Here is a 19,281-nt window from a genome sequence, read left to right on the forward strand (position 1 = left end):
GCGGGCGTAGTTCAATGGTAGAACCCCAGCCTTCCAAGCTGATGACGCGGGTTCGATTCCCGTCGCCCGCTCCATAAGAATTGTTTTAACGGCTTTGGTTTCCTTTGGGGATCAGAGCTGTTTTCGTTTACGCGCCGGGCGACGGGAATCGAATCCGCCAGGGTGCGGAGCTGAGAAAATGCGTGAGCATTTTCCAGCGCAGCACGCAAGGGCCGAAGGCCCGCAGCGAAGCAAATCCTTGGACTTCCCGTCGCCCGCTCCAAGCTATATAATCGCAGGCCAATATGCTAATTTGGCTCGCGTTTATTTTTATACCGTCCGACCTCGCGGGGCAAATGAACCAGGAGCGTTTGTCCCGAATCGTAAGAAAGAAGTGATTTCCATGGCACAGAGCAAGGCAGAATACCCCACCTCCGATTGCCTGGCGCCCGCCGCGATCGAGGCGAAGACCGAGGCCGCCGGCGTTACCAAGGCTAACCTGCCGGTCTCGAAGGCCTTTTTGCTCGCTATGTTCGCCGGTGCGTTCATCGCCTTTGGCGGCCTGTTCTTCACGGTCTTTCTGAGCGATGCGTCCCTTGGCTGGGGCGCTCAGCGCTTTGTGGGTGGCCTTGCTTTTTGCCTGGGGCTGGTGCTCGTGCTTATTTGCGGCGCGGAGCTGTTTACCGGCAACTCGCTTATGGTCTGCGCGCTTAAGAGCAACAAGATCACGCTCGTCCAGATGCTCAAGGCTTGGGCTATTGTGTGGATCGGCAATTTTGCCGGCGCCCTGTTCGTTGTCTTTTTGATTTACATGGCAGCTATTTACAAGCTCAACGGCGAGGCCGTCGCCAACGCCATGGTGAGCGTCGCCGCCGGTAAGGTTACGATCGACGCCGTTACCATCTTCTTCCGCGGCATTCTGTGCAACATCTTTGTCTGCCTGGCCGTATGGATCGGCGCTGCCGGCAAGACCGTGGTCGATAAGGTCGTGGGCATTTTGCTGCCCATTGCCGCCTTTGTGGCCTGCGGTTTTGAGCACTGCGTTGCCAACATGTACTTTTTGCCCATGGGTATTTTGATGCACTCCTGCGGCTATGGAGCCGATGTCGCTGGCGCCGATGCCCTCAACGCTGCCGGGTTGGCGCTCAACCTTACGGTCGCCACGCTGGGCAATATCGTGGGTGGCGCCCTGATCGTGGCGCTGGGCTACTGGTTTATCTACGCCAATAAGGAGGCCTAAAGCCACCAAGCCATAACCGACCAAAAAGGGACAGGTTTATTTTGGCAGGTTTTAGACGAGGCGCTTCGACGTCTTGTCACGAGCTGCCATAATGGACCTGTCCCTTTTGCGTGCGCGCCGGTATTTATTTGCCCGATGACGATCGCGGGGGACCAGCTTTTTATTGAACATGTCGAAAGGCTTTTCATGAGCGACTGCGAATCCATGTCTGCCGAGGTGCGCGGCCGCCTGCGTTCCATTCCCGCCGTTCACGAGCTGCTTGCCGAGTGGCCGGTCATGAAGGCTGCTGGCGATGCAGGCGACACGATGGTACGCGAGGCGATTGACGCCGAGCTCGATGCCGAGCGCGCGGCGATTCGCTCCGGCGCCCCTGCAAGGAACAAGCGCGAGCTCGCCTTGGCAATTGAGCAGCGGACCCATCGCCTGTCGCTGCCGACCCTGCGCCCTGCCGTCAACGCGACGGGCGTTGTGATTCACACCAATCTGGGCCGCGCTCCGCTCGCTCCCGCGGCGGTGCAGGCGGTGACCGATGTCGCCCGAGGCTACAGCACGCTTGAGTATGACGTCTCAACCTGCGCTCGCGGGGGCCGCAAAGAGCATGCCGCGCGTCTGCTGCGCACGCTCACGGGGGCGCAGGACGCCTTAGTTGTCAACAACAATGCCGCCGCGGTGCTGTTGGTGCTTGCCGCGCATGCCTTCGGCAAAGAGGTCATCGTGAGCCGCGGCGAGCTTGTCGAGGTGGGCGGCAGCTTCCGCATCCCCGACATCATGGCGGCTTCGGGTGCCAAGCTTGTCGAGGTTGGCTCTACCAACCGCACACATCTGGATGATTATCGAAACGCCATCACGCCCAACACGGCGATGATCCTCAAAGTCCATCCTTCCAACTACCGTATCGAGGGCTTCCACGAGGAGGTTTCCGTGGCGGAGCTTTCTGCGCTGGCGCATGAACATGGCCTGTTGCTTTACGAGGACCAAGGCTCAGGCGCTTTGCTTGCAGATGGGGTACTCGCCGATGCGGGGGAGAGGCCCGCGTCCGTGTCTCTTGGCGCCGGCGTTGACGTCGTCTCGTGCTCGGGCGACAAACTGCTCGGTGCTTCGCAGGCGGGCATCATCCTTGGCAACGCCCAGGCAATTGCCGCCTGCGCCTCTCATCCGCTTATGCGCGCGCTTCGCCCCGGTAAGCTCACGCTCGCGGCGCTCGAGGCCACTTTGCGACTGTATGTGACCGGTCCCGATGCGGCGCATCGGGAGATCCCGGTACTCAACATGCTTTCCGGCGCGCCGGCTCCGCTCGAGCGCCAGGCCAAGCGCCTGCACGACCGCATGCTGCGCAAGCTTCGCGAGGCTCAGTGCGAGGAGGCCGTGGAGCTGCAGGTTGTCGAGGGCGCCTCTACTCCCGGCGGCGGATCGCTGCCGACTGTCGAGCTCCCTACATTTTGCGTTGCCGTCTGTCCCGTCGATGGGCGTCTATCCGCCGATGGCCTAAAGCGCGCTATGGTACAGGAGCCCGATACGCCGGTTGTGACACGCGTGCGCCACGACCAGGTGCTGTTTGACGTTCGCACGCTTTTGCACGACACCGACCTTGACCTGTGTGCGTCTGCGTTGGCGGATGCCGTGCGGGCGGGTTTGCGTCGATGACTGCGCGTGAGCTTGTCGAGTGTCCCGTTGTCGTTGGAACAGCAGGACACGTCGACCACGGAAAGTCGGCCCTTATCGAGGCGCTGACCGGCAAAAATCCCGACCGTCTGGAGGTCGAACGGCGCCGAGGCATGACCACTGAGCTCGGCTTTGGCGAGCTCGAGCTTCCCAGCGGCAAGCTTGTCGGCTTGGTTGACGTGCCCGGGCATGCGCACTACCTGCGCGCGATGGTACAGGGTGCCACCGGCGTGGACGTTGCGTTGCTGGTGGTTTCTGCCGTTGAGGGCGTGATGCCGCAGACGCGAGAGCACGTGTACGTGTTGGAGCTGTTGGGCGTGAGGCACCTCGTGGTGGCGCTCACGATGCGCGATCTGGCCGATGACGAGACGGCGGAGCTCGCCGAGCTCGACGTGATGGACTTCCTCAGCGATACCGTCTTTGCCGATGCGCCCGTGGTGCCTGTTTCCTCGCGCACGGGCGTGGGCATCGAGGACGTTCGCCTTGCCCTCGATGCCGCCATCGACTCTTTCCTGGCCGATGCCGCATCCCGCCCGGTGCGCCCCGGTCTGGCCCCGCGCCTGCCCATCGACCGCTGCTTCACCATCAAGGGATCCGGGACGGTCGTCACGGGCACGCTTCACGATGCCCCCGTAGCGGTGGGCGACGAGCTCGTCTCATGTCCCGCGGGCGTGCGCTGCCGCGTGCGTGCGATTCAGGTGCATGGTGATACTCCTCGGGCGTTGCCCGGACAGCGCGCGGCGCTCAACATCGTGGGCGACGGTGCGGGCGACCTTCCGCGTGGCGAGGTCCTCTGCGGGTCTGGTGCTGAGGGCTCGACGCTCAGGCTCATCGCCCGCTTCACGTATCTGGGGCGCGAGGGCACCAAGCCCGCGCCCTTCGGGTCCGGTACGCGCGTTCATGTGATGGCGGGTACGGCGGAGGTCCTTGGCCGTATCATGCTCATGGAGGGTGAGGGACCCATTGAGGTTGGCGAGACCCGCATCGTGCAGGTCCGTCTGGAGGAGCGCCTTCCCGTGCGATCGGGCGACGGCCTCATTGTGCTCGCGTTCTCGCCGGTGGTGCTTATCGGCGGCGGTCGTGTTCTTCTTTCGCGGTGTCGCCGCTCGCGCGTCCTCTCCGCGGGCGAGTGTGCGCTGCTCGGGGCCCTGGATGCCGACGACCGCGCCGCCGCCGTTGCCGCATGGTTGGGGCTGCAGCGCCTGCCCGTGCCTGCCGCGGCCGCAGCCCGTGCTCTCGATCTTTCGGGTGCCGAGGCGGCTGCGCTCCTGCACGGGGCGGTTTCCTCGGGTCACGCCGTGGCGCTTCGTGCCGAGCGCTCGACCGAGGAGCTCTATGCCGCCCCCGCTGTGCTCGATGCCGCCCTCGCCACGCTCTCCGTCACGCTGGCCGCCATGCACTGGGCCGCGCCCAAGCAGACGGGTTTCACGCCGGGCGAGGTCGCGCATGCCGCCTGGCCGACAGCGGGCGAAGACGTCGCGTCCGCGCTCGTTCTCGAGGGCTGTGCGCGCGGCGTGTGCACCGTCGACGGTGCCGAGGTGTTCGACCCGCACTCTGCCGCTGCGGCGATACGTGTGGTGCGCGAGGCGAGCCAGCGCATCGTGGCCGCCCTCGACGAGGCGGGTCTCGGTGCGGCGACGCTGCCCGAGGTGGGTGAGCGTCTGCAGCTCGATCGCGACACCATGACGCGTGCCCTGCGCGAGCTTTCGCTCAACCGCGCGATCGTTAAGATCGAACGCGACGTTGCCTTGTCTGCCGCCGCCGAGGCCCATGCACGTGAGGTCGTCGCCGCGGCTATCGAGGCTGCTGGCGGCGTTGCCACGACGAGTGTGCTGCGCGAGGCCTTAGGCGTGTCGCGCAAACGAGCCATTAGCATCTTGGAGCACCTGGATGCGGTGCGTTTTACGACGCTCAACAAGGAGGCCGGCGGTCTCAGATCCCTGCGCTAGGGCTCCGAATCGCCGCTCGCCACAAAACCGGCCTATCTACTACGTTTAAGTGACTACCCTCGACCATTTCAAAAACCGCAAAAACAAAACCGCAGGTAGATGACTTGCCGATGTTACGAAAAAGTGGGTATGGCTAACCCTTGCTGGTTAAACGTAGTAGATGGGCCGTTTTCGTGGCGCGACACTGCGCGTTTGGTAAAATACCGCCACGTTTGGGAACGGATGGGCTCCGGTGGGCCCCGCGGTCCTCAAAACCGTTGTGAGGCGTGCAAAACGTCTTGGATGTGTTCGATTCACATACGTTCCCGCCAACGCATCCTGCCAACCACCACAAAGGTGCCTGTCCTCTTTGTGGTGGTATGGACCATGTGGACGAAACAGCTTCGAAACACGCGATTTGTACGTCGGGTGCTCAAAAACGCTTCTACCTGCATCGTAATCAAAACGAAACATCTGCTCGTCGGCTTATGCGAAACTTTGCTGCAACAGTGCGATATTATCCATACTCGATAAAGCTCGCGGCGCATGGGGCGCCGCGAACGACACCTTTCTTTTCCATCAATTGGAGGAAGCATGAGCTACACGCAGAAAGTTCTCGACGAGCTCAAGGCCCGCTATCCCGAGCAGCCTGAGTTCATCCAGGCCGCGACCGAGATCCTCGGCACCATCCAGCCGGCGCTCGACGCCCATCCCGAGTACGAGGAGGCCGCCCTGCTTGAGCGCCTCGTCGAGCCCGAGCGCATCGTTATGTTCCGTGTCCCCTGGGTCGATGACCAGGGCAAGGTTCAGGTCAACCGCGGCTATCGTGTCGAGTTCAACTCTGCCATTGGACCCTACAAGGGCGGCCTGCGCTTTAACCCGACGGTCACCCTGGGCATGCTCAAGTTCCTGGGCCTGGAGCAGATCCTCAAGAACAGCCTGACCACCCTTCCCATGGGCGGCGGCAAGGGCGGCTCCGACTTTGACCCCAAGGGCAAGTCCAACAACGAGATCATGCACTTCTGCCAGTCCTTCATGACCGAACTCTATCGCCACATTGGCCCCAATACCGACGTTCCCGCCGGCGACCTGGGCGTTGGCGGCCGCGAGGTTGCCTACATGTTCGGTCAGTACAAGCGCCTGACCAACGAGTGGACCGGCGTCCTTACCGGCAAGGGCCTCTCCTTTGGCGGCTCGCTCGCCCGTACCGAGGCCACCGGCTACGGTCTGGTCTACTTTGTGGACGAGTACCTCAAGAGCCGCGGCGAGTCCTTCGAGGGCAAGAACGTCGTCGTTCACGGCTCCGGTAACGTCGCCATCTACGCGGTCCAGAAGGTCGCCCAGCTCGGCGGCAAGGTGCTGGCCTGCTCCGACACCCACGGCTGGGTCGAGGACCCCGACGGCATCGACTACACCGTGCTCGAGCATGTCTATAACAAGAAGCGCTCTGGCCACGACAAGGGCATCACGCTCGCTATGTACGTCGACGAGAAGCCCAATGCCACGTGGCACGAGGGCGACGGCCGTGGCGTGTGGCAGCTTCCCTGCGACATCGCGCTGCCCTGCGCTCGCGAGAACACGCTGCTGCTCGAGGACGCCCAGGCGCTCGTCGCCAACGGCTGCAAGGTGGTCGGCGAGGGCGCGAACATGCCCACGACCATCGAGGCCACGACTTACTTCCAGGAGAACGGCGTCGCCTTTATGCCCGGCAAGGCTGCCAACGCCGGTGGCGTGCTCGTGTCCGGCCTGGAGATGAGCCAGAACGCTGAGCACCTGTCCTGGACCTTCGAGGAGGTCGACGGCAAGCTCGAGCAGCTCATGCGCGGCATGTTCCACAACGTGGACGACACCGCCAAGGAGTATGGCCAGGAGGGCAACTTTGTCATGGGTGCCAACATCGCCGGCTTCCTGAAGGTCGCCGACGCTATGCTCGCCCAGGGCGTCTGCTAAATCCAGCTCGACATAGCAACTGATAAGGCTCCCAGCATTTTTGCCGGGAGCCTTTTTCTATGGTGGCGAGGGCCGTGCGCCCTCGTTTGGTACACTAAAGGACACTGGACAAGTAAAGAGATGGGGGAGAACGTGCTCAAGTTCGGTACCTACGTCCGTGTTGGAAACGCGGCCGAAGCCTATGAGCTCTTACAGAAGAACCGTAACAACAAGATTGTGGGCGGCGGCATCTGGATGCGTCTGGGTTCGCGTCGCGTGGCGACGGCGATTGACCTTTCGGCCTGCAGACTCGATCAGATCGAGGAGACCGAGACCGAGTTTCGCATCGGTGCCATGTGCACCCTGCGCCAGCTCGAGCGCCATGCCGAGCTCAACGCGCTTGTCAACAATGTCTTTGAGTTCGCCGTCCACGACATCGTGGGCGTGCAGCTGCGCAATACCGCCACGGTGGGCGGCAGCATCTACGGCCGCTTTGGCTTCTCGGACGTTCTCTCGGCGTTCCTGGCGCTCGATTCGTATGTTGAGCTGACAGGCGCCGGCCGCGTGCCGCTCGCCGAGTTCGTCGACATGGGTTACGTGCGCGACGTGATCGAGCACATCGTGGTCGTTAAACACGATTACCGTGCGAGCTACGAGGCCGTGCGCAAGGCCGCGACCGACTTCCCCTCGCTCAACGTCACCGCCGCCTGGTGGAACAACACTTGGCACGTCACCGTGGGCGCCCGCCCGCTGCGCGCGACCCTGCTGCAGGGCGTGGCGTGCGGCCTTACCAACGAGCAGCCTTCCGAGGACGAGCTTCGCGCCCTTGCTGCATCCGTGCGTGCCCTGAGCTACGGAACCAACCTGTGGGGCTCGGCCGACTACCGCCGCCGCATCTCGGCCCCGCTCGCCATCCAGGCCGTGCGCCGTGCCGCCGGCATCGAGCTTTCTGCCGCGCTTGCCCGCGAGCTCGAGACCGTGCAGATCCCCAAGTTCGCCACGGACGAGTATTCCTGCCGCCGCGTGCCCGGCGTCGATTCTAGCGAGGTGCGCTAATGGCTGCCAAACTCATCGATCTTTCCTTTACGCTCAACGGCCGCAAGGTCAAGGTTCAGATTGCCCCCGATACCATGCTCTTTTCGCTTTTGCGTGAGCAGGGTTGCGCGTCGGTGCGCTGCGCCTGCGAGACCACCAACTGCGGCCTGTGCACGGTGTGGCTCGACGGCGACCCGGTGCTGAGCTGCTCGGTTCCCGCCGCGCGCGTCGAGGGCCATACCATCACCACGCTCGAGGGTCTCAAGGCTGAGTCCGAGGCGCTTGCCCGCGCGATGGCTGCCGAAGGCGCCGAGCAGTGCGGTTTTTGCGCCCCCGGCCTTATCATGAACGTGCTGGCGCTTGCCCGCGCCGCCAAGGAGGACCCGAGCCTCGTCGCCACGCGCGAGGAGCTCTCGCGCCAGCTCGCCGGCAACCTCTGCCGTTGCAGCGGCTACGAGAGCCAGCTGCGCGCCATTGTCCGCTTCCTCAACGAGTCCGGCGTGCAGGTGGGCTTTGAGTTGCCCGAGCTGCCGGTCAACGACACCAGCTCTGACGGCGTCACCTACAAGCAGATCACTCACAAGCAACCTAAGAAGGACTCGAAGGCCCTGCTCGAGGGCCGTCCCGTCTACACGGGCGACCTGGTGCCCGCCGGCGCCCTGATTGTCAAGCTCAAGCGCAGCCCCTATGCCCGCGCCAAGATCCGCTCCATCGATACGTCGCGCGCCCTGAAGGTGCCGGGCGTCGTGGGCGTCTACACCTACGAGGACGTGCCCAAGCGTCGCTTTACCATCGCCGGCCAGAGCTACCCGCAGCCGAGCCCCTACGACCGCCTGATCCTCGAGAACCTGGTGCGCTACCAAAACGAGGAGGTGGCGATCGTCGCCGCCGAGACCGAGGAGGCCGCCGACAAGGCGCTCAAGCTCATTAAGGTCGACTACGAGGTGCTCGAGCCGCTGCTCGACTTTACCCAGGCGCTCGATAACGACATCGTGGTCCACCCCGAGGGCGACGTGACCTTTATGTTCCCGCAGGGCGGCGACGTCCCGCGCAACTTGGTATGCAGCGGCACGAGCGACTTTGGTGACTTGAACGAGGCCTTCGCCCAGAGCGATATCGTCTTTGAGCGCACCTACACCAGCCAGGCCACGCAGACCGCGCCCATGGAGACTTTCCGCGCCTTCGCGACGACCGACGCGTTTGGGCGCATCTCGGTGACCACTTCTACGCAGGTGCCCTTCCACGTGCGCCGCATGGTCGCTCAGTCGCTCGATATTCCGCAGTCGCAGGTGCAGGTCATCAAGCCGCGCATCGGCGGCGGCTTTGGCTCCAAGCAGACGGGCTGCTGCGAGATCTTCGTGGCATTCGTTACCCAGCAGACCGGCCGTCCGAGCTACTGCTGCTACACCCGCGAGGAGACCATCACCGCGGGCAACTCGCGCCACCAGATGCAGATGACCGTTAAGCTGGGCGCCATGAACGACGGCACCATCACGGCCATCGACCTGCACACGCTGTCCAACGCCGGTGCGTATGGCGAGCACGCCACCACGACGATCGGCCTCTCGGGCCACAAGAGCCTGCCGATCTACAACCACGTGAAGGCGAGCCGCTTTAGCTGGGACGCCGTCTACACCAATACCAACCGTGGCGGTGCGTATCGTGGCTACGGTGCCACCCAGGGCCAGTTTGCCGTGGAGAGCGCCGTCAACGAGCTCGCCGACATGCTGCACATGGACCCCGCCGACCTGCGCCTTAAGAACATCGTGCGCGAGGGCGAGATCATGCCGCAGTACTACAACGAGAGGCTCAACGCCTGCGCGCTCGACCGCTGCTTGCTGCGCGCGATGGACATGATCGGCTGGCGCGACAAGCCGCTTGCCGTCGATCTGGGCGACCGCGTGCGCGCCCTGGGCTGCGCGCTCACCATGCAGGGCTCGGGCATTTCCAACGTGGACATCGCCGGCATCGACATGCGCCTGGAAGAGGACGGCTTCATTACCATCGGCACCGGCGCCACCGATAACGGCATGGGCGTCGACACGATCCTGGCGCAGATTGCCGCCGAGGAGCTGGGCGTGGAGAGCTCGCTGATCGTGGTGCGCGGCGTGGACACCGACGTGTCGCCGTTCGACGCCGGCTCGTACGCGAGCTCCGGTACCTACGTGACGGGCCTTGCCGCCAAGAACGCCGCGACCGAGCTGCGCGAGAAGATTTGCGCCAAGGCCGCTCAGATGTGGGACGTTGACGCCGCCGACGTGGTCTTCGACGGCCAGTACGTGCGCCTGTCCGACGAGCGTGCCGCTCGTGAGCAGAACCGCTACCTCACGCTGCGCGAATTTGCCAACCTATGCGTCAAGAACATCGCGGGCGGCGACGCGCTGACCTCGCACGCCTCTGCCTGCCTGCCCGTTTCGCCCCCGCCGTTTATGGCCGGCATTGCCGAGGTCGAGGTCGACAAGGCCACCGGCAAGGTGACCGTGGTGGACTACGCGGCGGCCGTCGACTGCGGCACCGTGATCAACGAGGCGCTCGCGCGCGTCCAGGCCGAGGGCGGCATTGCCCAGGGTATCGGTCATGCGCTCTACGAGATCGTCGAGCACGACGACCGTGGCCGCCTGCGCACCGGCAACTTTATGAGCTACAAGCTGCCCACGCGCCTGGATATCGGCAGCATTCGCGTGGCCTTTGAGCCGAGCTACGAGCCGACGGGTCCGTTTGGCGCCAAGTCGATCGGCGAGGTCGTCATCAACACGCCGCTCGCCGCCGTGGCCTCGGCCGTCGCACACGCCACCGGCCACCAGGTGCGCTCGCTGCCCATCACACCGGAGAAGGCTCTGCTGGGGGAGTAGCGGGTCGGCGAACAAGTCGTAGTTGGCGGGACGGGACAACTCGCCCCGCCTTTTGCACTCGTGGTGAGGTCGTGAGCCTGTAAAAGGTGTGGGTGCGCTTGCCGCTCGTATCTGCTATCATTCCTAGTCTGTGCGCTCATGCGGGCGTGGCGGAATTGGTAGACGCGCCAGATTTAGGTTCTGGTGGGATTCCCGTGAAGGTTCGAGTCCTTTCGCCCGCACCATCGCACCTGCGTCGGCCCTGGCCGTCGCGACACTTTGTTGCATAAAGGTACCAGCACCTCAGATAAGCTGGGCAGTATGAGGAGGAACGTGTTGAACATCACCGCTTCTGACGTCAAGGACGCCAAGCTCACCGCTACGGTCACCATCCCGGCCGCCGACGTCGACGCCGCGATCAAGAAGGCCTACAAGGACACCGCCAAGAAGTACCGCTTCCCGGGCTTCCGTGCCGGCAAGGCTCCCCGTCCGGTCATCGATTCCGCTCTTGGCGCCGAGGCTACCCTCGCTCAGGCCACCAACGACCTGATCGCCGCCAACGAGCCCGCCGTCCTCAACGAGCTGGACATCGTCCCCACCAAGAACGGTGACTACAAGGAGCTCGACCTCGCCAAGGATCACGAGGACTACACCTACACCGTCGAGTTCTCCCTGCGTCCTGCTGCCGAGCTCTCTTCCTTCGACGCCGTCGAGATCGAGATGCCCCCTGCGGAGGTCACCGAGTCCGAGATCAACAACCAGGTCGAGATGCTCCTCAACTACCGTGCCACCTTCGAGGACGTCGAGGGTCGCGCCGTCGAGGCTGACGACTATGTGACCGTCGACCTCAAGGCCGTCGAGAACGCCGACAACTTTGCCGCCGAGGGTCGCATGCTCATCGCCGGTAGCGACAGCAACCCCAAGGAGTTCAACGAGGCCCTGATCGGCGCTAACGTTGACGACGTCAAGACCGTCACCTGGACCGACGAGGTCGAGGAGGGCGAGGAGGCCGAGACCCACACCGTCGAGGTCACCGTCAAGGGCATCAAGGTCCGCAACACCCCCGAGCTCACCGACGAGCTCGTTAAGTCCGACTTTGGCTTCGACAGCATCGACGCCATGCGCGACGCCATCAAGATCGAGATCGAGCAGGACAAGGCTTCCCGCCTCCCTGCCGAGAAGGAGAACCGTTGCGTCTCCGCTCTCGCTGAGCGCCTGCAGCTCGACGAGATGGATGCCGACTACGAGCAGTCCGTCTTTGAGGAGCTTGGCCAGAACTTCCTGTCCAACCTCGCTGCCCGCGGCATGACCCTGGACACCTGGCTGCCCGCTTCCGGTCTGACCATGGAGCAGTTCATCGGCGACCTGCACAAGCAGGCCAACGACGTTGCCCGTGAGTCCCTGGCGCTCGACGCCCTCGCCCGTGAGCTCAAGATTGAGGTCACCGAGGACGACATCAACGCCGAGTTCGAGAAGGCCGGCGTCAAGGACGTCGAGGCTTCCAAGGCCGAGTTCATCGCCGATGGCCGCATGCCTGCCGTCCGTGAGTCCATCCGTCGCTCCAAGGCCGTCGACCACCTGGTCGAGAACGCCAAGGTGACCGAGGTCGACGAGACCGCCAAGGACGCCGAGTAATTCTCGCCACCTTGCCCGCGAGCGCATGCGTGCGCCTGTGATGGGGTAAAGTTATAAGCCGGTTATCCGGTTGCTTCGTACGGTGCCAGCCAATGCATAGCATGCGGGCACCGTACGTTTATCTAGAACCAATTTGGTCCGCAAGAGAGAAATGGAGATGCGTATGATCGCTAAGTTCGATTCCGCCCTCGTGCCATACGTTATCGAGCAGACGCCGCGCGGCGAGCGCAGCTACGATATCTATTCGCGCCTGCTCAACGACCGCATCATCTTCTTGGGCGAGGAGATCAACTCCGTCAGCGCCAACCTGGTCGTTGCCCAGCTGCTGCATCTTGAGAGCCAGGATGCCGAGAAGGATATCTCGCTCTACATCAATTCGCCCGGCGGCGAGGTTTACTCCGGCCTGGCGATTCTTGACACCATGAACTTTATCAAGCCGCAGGTCTCCACCATCTGCGTCGGTATGGCTGCGTCCATGGCCGCCGTGCTGCTTTCGGCTGGCGCCAAGGGCAAGCGCTTCTGCCTGCCGCACTCCAAGGTCATGATTCACCAGCCCAGCGGCGGTGCCCAGGGCCAGCAGACCGAGATCGAGATCGTTGCCGAGGAGATCAAGAAGACCCGCCGCGAGCTCAATCAGATCCTGTCCGATGCCTCGGGCCAGCCCATCGAGAAGGTCCAGGCCGATACCGAGCGCGACAACTACCTGACCGCTGCCGAGGCCCTCGACTACGGCCTGATCGACCGTATCGTCACCTCGCGCGATCTCGCCGCGAAGGACGCCTAGGATGGCAGGAAACATGCAGGACAACTTTGACGAGAATGGCAACCCCATCCGCTGCTCCTTCTGCGGAAAAGAGCAGGGGCAGGTCCGTCGCCTCGTAAAGGGTCCGACCAACATCTTTATCTGTGACGAGTGCGTCGCCGCTTGCTCTGAGATCTTGGAGGAGTCGCTGGCTTCGGACTTTATGGACGCTGCCCGCAACGGCAAGCTGCCGGGCTTCCTCAACGATCACGGCCAGGCTGCTGGGCAGCCCGCCGTGGACCCCGAGGCCGAGGGCTTTGAGCTCGAGGACGACCGCCAGGTCATCACGCACGTGCCGACGCCGCACGAGATCTATGACGAGCTTTCGGCTTATGTCATGGGCCAAGAGGACGCCAAGCGCGCCATGTCGGTTGCCGTGTACAACCATTACCGCCGCGTCATCGAGGGCGGTGCTGCGCTTTCGGCCTTTGACGACGGTTTGGACTCGCAGCTTGACGATGACATGGACGAGGTGGAGCTCGCCAAGTCCAACATCCTGCTGCTCGGTCCCACCGGTACCGGCAAGACCCTGTTGGCCCAGACGCTCGCGCGCATCCTCGAGGTGCCGTTTGCCATCGCCGATGCCACCGCGCTCACCGAGGCTGGTTACGTTGGCGAGGACGTGGAGAACATCCTGCTCAAGCTCATCAATGCTGCCGATGGCGACATTGAGCGCGCTCAGGTGGGCATTATCTACGTGGACGAGATTGACAAGATTGCCCGCAAGGCCGAGAACCTCTCCATTACCCGCGATGTCTCGGGCGAGGGTGTGCAGCAGGCGCTGCTTAAGATTCTTGAGGGCACGGTGGCCAGCGTTCCGCCTACCGGTGGCCGCAAGCATCCCCAGCAGGAGCTGCTGCAGATCGACACGACTAACATCCTGTTTATCTGCGGCGGTGCCTTTGTGGGTCTGGACAAGATCATCGCCGACCGCGTGGGCAACAAGGGCGTGGGCTTTAACTCCGAGATCGCCGGCCCCACCTCGGTCGACGAGAACGACCTGCTGCGTCAGGTGCTCCCGCAGGACCTCAACGCCTTTGGCATGATCCCCGAGTTCGTGGGCCGTACGCCCGTTGTCACCCAGACGCAGGCGCTCGACGAGGACGACCTGGTGTCGATTCTGACCGAGCCCAAGAACGCCGTGGTGCGTCAGTACCGCAAGATGTTCCAGCTCGAGGACGTTGAGCTTGAGTTTGAGGCCGCGGCCCTTCACGAGATCGCCCGTATGGCGCTCGCCCGCAAGACCGGCGCCCGCGGCCTGCGTTCCATCTGCGAGGACGTGCTTCAGCAGACGATGTTCGACCTCCCCAGCGAGGAGGGTGTCGCCAAGGTCATCGTGACCGAAGCGGCGGTTAAGGGCGAAGAACAGCCCCAACGCATCTACGGGTAAACCTGCCAAAAACGTGCTTGCAAATAGCCTCCGACCATCCGCGGTCGGAGGCTATTTTATATATACGCAAAACACCCAACTACCTGTGTTATTCTGTGTGTTTGTTTAAGCCTCAGCGAAGTCATATCAGACTGAAGTAATCGATACCTAAGGCGCGTCCGCCTGCTTGGTTTTCGTAGATTCCGCACGAGCCGAAGAGCACTTAATGTGCTCTTCGTGCGAGCCAGGACCTGACCGAGCGAAAACCAAGCAGGCGGACACGCCGGCGGGACAGGGAGAGATATATGGAAGAGATGCCCAAGAACTATGATCCGTCGACCAACGAGCCGGCGATCTTGCAGAAGTGGCTCGACGGCGGCTACTACAAGCGCCGCGAGGGCGTGGGCGATTGCACCGTCACCATTCCGCCTCCCAACGTGACCGGCAAGCTCCACATGGGTCACGCCACCGACGACTCCATCCAGGATGCCATCGTCCGTATGGCCCGCATGCGCGGCAAGTCCACGCGTTGGGTGCTGGGTACCGACCACGCCGGTATCGCCACGCAGACTAAGGTCGACAAGAAGCTCAAGAGTGAGGGCATCAGCCGCCTGGAGATCGGTCGCGATAAGTTTGTCGACGCCTGCTGGGACTGGACCCACGAGTACGGCGGCATCATCGTCGAGCAGATCAAGCGCATGGGCTGCTCCGTCGATTTCGACAACGAGCGCTTCACCATGGACGAGGATTACGCCCAGGCTGTGCGTAAGGTCTTCTGCGACTGGTACCATGACGGCCTGATCTACCGTGGCAAGCGCATCGTCAACTGGTGCCCCAACTGCACCACCGCCATCTCGGACGACGAGGCCGAGTATAAGGACGAGAAGGGCCACCTGTGGCACCTGCGCTACCCGCTGACCGAGCCGGTCAATGGCCAGGACTACATCGTCGTCGCCACCACGCGCCCCGAGACCATGCTCGGCGACACGGGCGTTGCCGTCTCCCCGAAGGACCCCGAGAAGGCCGCCTTTGTGGGCAAGACCGTCATGCTGCCGATCGTCAACCGCGAGATTCCCATCTTTGAGGATTGGCATGTCGACGCCAACTTTGGCTCCGGCTTCGTCAAGGTCACCCCGGCCCACGACCCCAACGACTACGCCATGGGTCAGGCCCACGACCTGCCGCAGATCAACATCTTCGACGAGCACGCGGTGGTCGTCGAGGGCTACGGCGAGTTCACCGGTATGAATCGCGACGAGTGCCGCGAGGCCGTCATCAAGTGGTTCGAGGAGCACGACCTGCTCGACCACGTCGAAGAGCTCGACCACTCCGTCATGCACTGCTACCGTTGCGACTCCGCGCTGGAGCCGTGGCTGTCCGAGCAGTGGTTTGTGGCCGTCGACAAGCTCAAGGGGCCGGCACTCGACGCCGTTAACTCCGGCAAGGTCACCTTCCACCCCGCGCGCTGGACGCAGACCTATACCACCTGGATGGAGAACCTCAAGGACTGGTGCATCAGCCGCCAGCTGTGGTGGGGCCATCGCATCCCCGTGTTCTACTGCGAGGACTGCGGCTGGGAGGACGCCCTTACCGAGGACACCGACGTGTGCCCCAAGTGCGGCGGTCTTCACGTGCATCAGGACGAGAACGTGCTGGACACCTGGTTCAGCTCGCAGCTGTGGACCTTCGCCACGCAGGGCTGGCCGCAAAAGCCGGAGCTGCTCGAGGGGCATCACCCCACGACGGCGCTGGTCACCGCGCGCGACATCATCGCGCTGTGGGTCGCCCGCATGGTCATGAGCTCGCTGTACTTCCTGGACGAGGTGCCGTTTAAGGACGTCGTCATCTACCCGACGATCCTTGCCAAGGACGGCAGCCGCATGTCCAAGTCCAAGGGCAACGGCGTTGACCCCATGGACCTCATCGGTATGTACGGTGCCGATGCCATGCGTTACAACCTGCTCACGCTGTGCACTAACAACCAGGACGTCAAGTTCGACGCGAACATCGATAAGAAGACCAAGAAGCTCATCGACAGCCCGCGCACCGAGCAGGCCAAGAGCTTTGTGACCAAGATCTGGAACGCCAGCCGCTTCCTGCTTATGAACATGGAGGGCTACACGCCCGGCGAGCCCGTCGTTGAGACGCCGGCCGACGCCTGGATGTTCAGCCGCCTGGCCAAGGCCGTGAAGATGGTCACCGAGGGTATTGAGAAGTACACCTTTGGCGACATGGCGCGCGGCGTGCAGCAGTTCTTCTGGAACGAGGTCTGCGACTGGTATGTCGAGGTCACCAAGGCTCGCCTGAAGGGCGAGGGCCGTCTGCAGGCCCAGCGCAACCTGATCTTTGTGCTCGACACCTCCATTCGCCTGATGCACCCGCTTATGCCGTTTGTCACCGAGGAGATCTGGGACAACATGCCGGCGAGCGTGCTCGATCTGGACGCCGAGGATAACGTGAACCGCGCCGAGGCGCTCATGATTGCCAAGTGGCCCGAGCCCGCCGACTACGCCAAGTACGTTGACGAGCCCGCCGAGCGCGCGTTTGAGCTGTGCCGTACCGTCGTGTCCGCCGCCCGCGCCACGCGTTCGCGTTATCGCTTGAGCCCCAAGGCCGAGCTCGACGTGGTCGTGCGCGCCGGTGCCGAGGACATCGAGAAGCTCGAGAGCCTGCGCTCGACCATCGAGCCGCTGGCGAACACCGCTTCGCTGGTCATGGGTACCGACGTCGAGAAGCCGGCTGCGAGCATCGCCGTGGTCGACAGCGGCGTTGAGGTCTTTGTGGTGCTCGAGGGCAAGGTTGATCTTTCGGCCGAGAAGGCACGCCTGGAGAAGGAGATTGCCGCGGCGCAGAAGGAACTCGCTGGCTGCGAGAAGACCCTTGCCAACGAGGGCTTTGTGGCCAAGGCCGCGCCCGCGGTGGTCCAGAAGAAGAGGGACCGTGCAGCTGAGCTCAAGGAGATCCTGGCGGCGCTGACTGCTCAGGTTGCTGACTTCTCGTAGGGCTTACTGAGGGGCGCGTCCCGATGCTTTGCTCGCTACTGCGGACACCTATTCCGCCGTTCTAACGAACGGCGGCTGACTCGACGCTGCAAACGCCTCTGATGGCCAATCTGCCGTTCAACTTCGGGCGCATGGGCATAAGCCCTATGCGCCCTTGTTTCACGGCACCTTGGCTCATCAGAGGCGTTTTCGCTGACTATCCTCAACCTATACTGTTTCATTTTTCTATGAATGGCGGTTCTAAAAATGCCTAAGCGTTCCGGCTTGTATACCGTTCCTTTTGAGTTTGATTTGCTTTCGTTTGATGAGGCTGTTGGGCTGGCTGCTGATACGGGGCGGATTTCTGGGGATGCTGGTCCTCTGCTCGAGACGGTTGTCGATATGCTCGATGAGCTGGGACGTCCGGATGAGTATTTCGATTGCATTCAGGTTGCCGGTACCAATGGCAAGACTTCGACCACGCGTTTTTCGGCTGCCATTCTTCGTGGCGAGGGGCTCAAGACTGCGCTGTATACGTCGCCGCAGCTGGTGCGCTATCCCGAGCGTATGGAGGTCGATGGTCGCGTCGTGAGCGATGAGGCGTTTGCCCGTGGCGTTTCCGCCGCCGTCGAGGCGGGGCGTCGCGTGAATGCCCGTCGTGTGGCGGCGGGGGAGCGCGCCTATGCCATCACACCGTTTGACCTGCTGACGGCTGCTGCGCTTGTCGTGTTTGCCGAGGCTGCGGTGGATGTTGCCGTGCTCGAGGTTGGCATGGGCGGTCGTTGGGACGCCACGAGCGCGACCGATCCCGTCGCCGTTGCCATTACGGGCATTGGACTCGACCACACACGCATTTTGGGCGATACGCTCGAGGCCATTGCGGGGGAGAAGGCCGCGGTCATCAAGCCCGGACGCCTGGTTGTTCTGGGCGAGGGCACGCATGAGCCGAGCGTTCAGCGCGTGATGGACGCCCGCTGCCGCGAGTGCGGCATCGTGCCGCTGGTGGTGAGCCACGCTACGACCAAGGTGCCGGCTCACGTGGGCGATACGGTGGAGTTTAGCTGCACCACGCCGCGTGCGATCTACACGTCGAGCATGGTCAAGCCGGCGTATCAGCCGCAAAATGCCGCGTGCGCGATTATGCTGTGCGAGGGCTATCTGGGCCGCGAGCTCGACCATGATGCGCTCGATGCTTCGCTTATGGGCTGCCCCACGCCGGGTCGCTTTGATGTGCTGGGAACCGATCCGCTCAAGCTGATCGACGCCTGCCATAACCCTCAGAGCTGCGAGAACTTTGTGAGCGCGCTGAACGAGATCGATCCGTGCGTGGAGAACCGCCCCACGCTGCTGTGCGCCGCGCTGGCCGACAAGGACGTGGCGGGCATCGTCGACGTACTGATCCCGGCCTTCCCCCGCGTGGTCGTGACCCAGACCGATTCCGATCGCGCCCTGCCGGCAGAGGAGCTTGCCGCACTTGTGGACGCCGACAAGCTCGCGGGCGTGTATCCGAGCGTGTCCGAGGCCCTCGCTGCCTTCGATGCCGCGGGCGAGCCCTTCGTAGCAGCCGGCACCATCACCCTAGCCGGCGAAGTAGCAGGCCTGTTGCGCTAACCCATCCCCTCATCAGTTGCGGTGAAAAACGGACTGTTTTACAAGCCAGAAGCCTCAAACGGTCCGTATATCACTGCAGCTCAAAAGCAGTCAATTTGGGACGGGGCTTTTTGGCTGCCCTGTGCCCCGAGTTGACTCGCTTGCCACGAAATGGGCCTATCTACTACGTTTTAGCGAATACCCCCGACCACACCGAGAATTGCAAAATTAAAACCGCAGGTAGACGGCTTGCGGATTTTGCGAAAACGCGGGTATGGTCGCCCTATGCGGGTTAAACGT

Annotated in this window: 11 protein-coding genes and 3 tRNA genes; all 14 read left to right on the forward strand. The window is 63.0% G+C overall.

Annotation, left to right across the window (positions count from 1 at the left end; translation table 11 throughout):
• The 14 genes from DWV32_RS01925 (at window position 1) to DWV32_RS01985 (ending at window position 19,002) form a co-directional block, all read left to right on the forward strand.
• Window positions 1-74 (forward strand) — tRNA-Gly (locus DWV32_RS01925).
• Between the two features lie 308 nt (window positions 75-382).
• Window positions 383-1,219, forward strand: a complete 837-nt coding sequence (locus DWV32_RS01930) for a formate/nitrite transporter family protein (protein ID WP_117757040.1) — start codon at window positions 383-385, stop codon at window positions 1,217-1,219.
• A gap of 186 nt (window positions 1,220-1,405) precedes the next feature.
• Window positions 1,406-2,863, forward strand: coding sequence for an L-seryl-tRNA(Sec) selenium transferase (gene selA, locus DWV32_RS01935; RefSeq protein ID WP_158566024.1), 1,458 nt, complete (start codon window positions 1,406-1,408; stop codon window positions 2,861-2,863).
• Entirely contained in the window at window positions 2,860-4,830 is a 1,971-nt protein-coding gene (gene selB / locus DWV32_RS01940; protein WP_117757042.1) for a selenocysteine-specific translation elongation factor, read from the forward strand. The genes selA and selB overlap by 4 nt, the downstream gene beginning before the upstream one ends.
• A gap of 214 nt (window positions 4,831-5,044) precedes the next feature.
• Window positions 5,045-5,141 (forward strand) — tRNA-Sec (locus DWV32_RS10200).
• A gap of 262 nt (window positions 5,142-5,403) precedes the next feature.
• Entirely contained in the window at window positions 5,404-6,759 is a 1,356-nt protein-coding gene (gene gdhA, locus DWV32_RS01945) for an NADP-specific glutamate dehydrogenase (RefSeq protein ID WP_117757043.1), read from the forward strand.
• 132 nt (window positions 6,760-6,891) lie between these two features.
• Entirely contained in the window at window positions 6,892-7,794 is a 903-nt protein-coding gene (locus DWV32_RS01950) for a xanthine dehydrogenase family protein subunit M (protein ID WP_199576979.1), read from the forward strand.
• Window positions 7,794-10,625, forward strand: coding sequence for a molybdopterin cofactor-binding domain-containing protein (locus DWV32_RS01955; protein WP_117757045.1), 2,832 nt, complete (start codon window positions 7,794-7,796; stop codon window positions 10,623-10,625). The genes DWV32_RS01950 and DWV32_RS01955 overlap by 1 nt, the downstream gene beginning before the upstream one ends.
• A 140-nt stretch (window positions 10,626-10,765) precedes the next feature.
• Window positions 10,766-10,849: transfer RNA gene (locus DWV32_RS01960), tRNA-Leu, on the forward strand.
• Between the two features lie 88 nt (window positions 10,850-10,937).
• The gene (tig, locus tag DWV32_RS01965) at window positions 10,938-12,239 is read left to right on the forward strand and encodes a trigger factor (protein WP_233505673.1); all 1,302 of its coding nucleotides are present in this window, start codon (window positions 10,938-10,940) and stop codon (window positions 12,237-12,239) included.
• Between the two features lie 163 nt (window positions 12,240-12,402).
• Window positions 12,403-13,023: an ATP-dependent Clp protease proteolytic subunit gene (locus tag DWV32_RS01970; RefSeq protein ID WP_022095182.1), complete on the forward strand. Its 621-nt coding sequence runs from the start codon at window positions 12,403-12,405 to the stop codon at window positions 13,021-13,023.
• A 1-nt stretch (window position 13,024) separates the two neighbouring features.
• Entirely contained in the window at window positions 13,025-14,431 is a 1,407-nt protein-coding gene (gene clpX / locus DWV32_RS01975) for an ATP-dependent Clp protease ATP-binding subunit ClpX (RefSeq protein ID WP_117736425.1), read from the forward strand.
• Between the two features lie 284 nt (window positions 14,432-14,715).
• Complete coding sequence (locus DWV32_RS01980; protein WP_117757046.1) at window positions 14,716-17,412, forward strand: valine--tRNA ligase; 2,697 nt, start codon at window positions 14,716-14,718, stop codon at window positions 17,410-17,412.
• Between the two features lie 246 nt (window positions 17,413-17,658).
• Window positions 17,659-19,002 (forward strand): folylpolyglutamate synthase/dihydrofolate synthase family protein, encoded by a 1,344-nt coding sequence (locus DWV32_RS01985; RefSeq protein ID WP_117757047.1) that lies wholly within the window; start codon window positions 17,659-17,661, stop codon window positions 19,000-19,002.
• Window positions 19,003-19,281: the final 279 nt, after the last annotated feature.

The sequence above is a fragment of the Collinsella sp. AF04-24 genome (assembly GCF_003465685.1).
Classification (GTDB): domain Bacteria; phylum Actinomycetota; class Coriobacteriia; order Coriobacteriales; family Coriobacteriaceae; genus Collinsella; species Collinsella aerofaciens_AP.